Source organism: Prevotella sp. P3-92 (assembly GCF_002251205.1).
GTDB lineage: Bacteria > Bacteroidota > Bacteroidia > Bacteroidales > Bacteroidaceae > Prevotella.
In genome coordinates this window covers 1-1,410 of sequence record NZ_NPJE01000068.1, presented here as the reverse complement: position 1 = coordinate 1,410, position 1,410 = coordinate 1, and the positions used below count along the sequence as shown (strand labels likewise).

1 protein-coding gene is annotated in these 1,410 nt (G+C 48.4%); it reads left to right on the top strand.

What is annotated here, in order from left to right:
- The first annotated feature begins 190 nt into the window (after window positions 1-190).
- A complete protein-coding gene (locus CIK93_RS12525) occupies window positions 191-1,342 on the top strand; it encodes an IS110 family transposase (RefSeq protein ID WP_094435292.1) in 1,152 nt (383 codons plus the stop codon).
- Window positions 1,343-1,410 lie beyond the last annotated feature (68 nt).

The following is a 1,410-nucleotide window of genomic DNA, read 5'->3' as shown; positions in this document are numbered from 1 at the left end:
TGCAAATTTACATAAAACCCCCGAATTATAAGCCAGTCGGGATAAAAAACCTAATGTCATTTCCCCGAATCGGGCAGTGTTTGAGAGAAAAAATGTCAAGTCCGCCACAGATTCTTGTCCTATATACGTGCTCTTTCGTCACAATTTTGTATATTTGGGGCCTATTGTTTAATCCTCTAAAGTTAGGCTTATGAGAATAGTATGCGGACTTGACGTGCACAAAGATAGCATATTTCTTTGTATTATGAGCAGCACGGGTGAGATTTTTGAGAAAAAGTATGGTGTTTTAACAAATCAGCTTGAGGAAATGCGTGATTTGATGCTCACGTATCACGTGCAGGAGGTTGGTATGGAAAGCACAAGTGTCTATTGGATTCCTGTATGGCGCATACTGGAACCGCATTTCAAGCTGAAACTTATCAACCCCTATTTCATCAAGCAGCTTCCCGGTCACAAGAGCGACGTGAAAGATGCACAGTGGATAGCCGAGTGCATGATGAAGGAACTGGTGCGCGGCAGTTTCGTTCCCCCTGAGCGCATCCAGCAGCTCCGTCTGTACGACCGTCGCATTTACGACCTTGATGATGAGATCATCCGTAAGCTGGCCAAGCTGGATGCGGCGGTGCAGCGGTGTAATATCCGTCTGAGCAATTATGTGTCAAACACGGATTCCGTAAGTTACAAGAGTGTGATAGACAAGATATGCGAGGGCGTGACATCCCCCGAGGAACTGGTTAAGGAAGTGCACGGGCGTATCATAAACCGTCATGGCAGGGAAACCATAATCGCATCGCTCAAAGGGTGCGTCACGGAGGCCGACATAGACATCATGGCTCAGCTCAAGGCGGAAATTGACATGGCAGAGGCGCACAAGCAGAAGTGCATGGACAAGATGCAGGAGATTTGCGAGAAAGAATACTCCGAGCAGCTGAGGAACCTTCAGACCGTTCCGGGGGTGAAGATGAGAGCCGCCACATCATTAATCGCAGAGATTGGCACAGACATGAGCCACTTCGAGACGGCAAACCATCTTTCATCATGGGCGGGACTGAAGCCTCGCAACGACCAGTCAAACAAGACTATCAAGTCACGGCGCATCACGCATGGAAACCGTTACCTGAGACGGACAATCATCCAGTGCGCATGGGGCGCAAGCCGAACCAAGGGCTGCTTCTTCAGCCGTTTCTCCTACCATCAGACACAAGTCAGAAAAAAGAACAAGATGAAAGTGGTTGTAGCCATATCACGCAAAATGCTCGTCTGCGCCTGGCACATCCTCAAAGAAGGAGTCGGCTATAAGGACTTTGACAACATGATTTTGACACCCTGCACTAAAGGGTGACAAGATATACCAGCCGTGCCAAGGCTACTATCTTTGTGGTGGTGACACCCCGTGATTGCAAATTAACC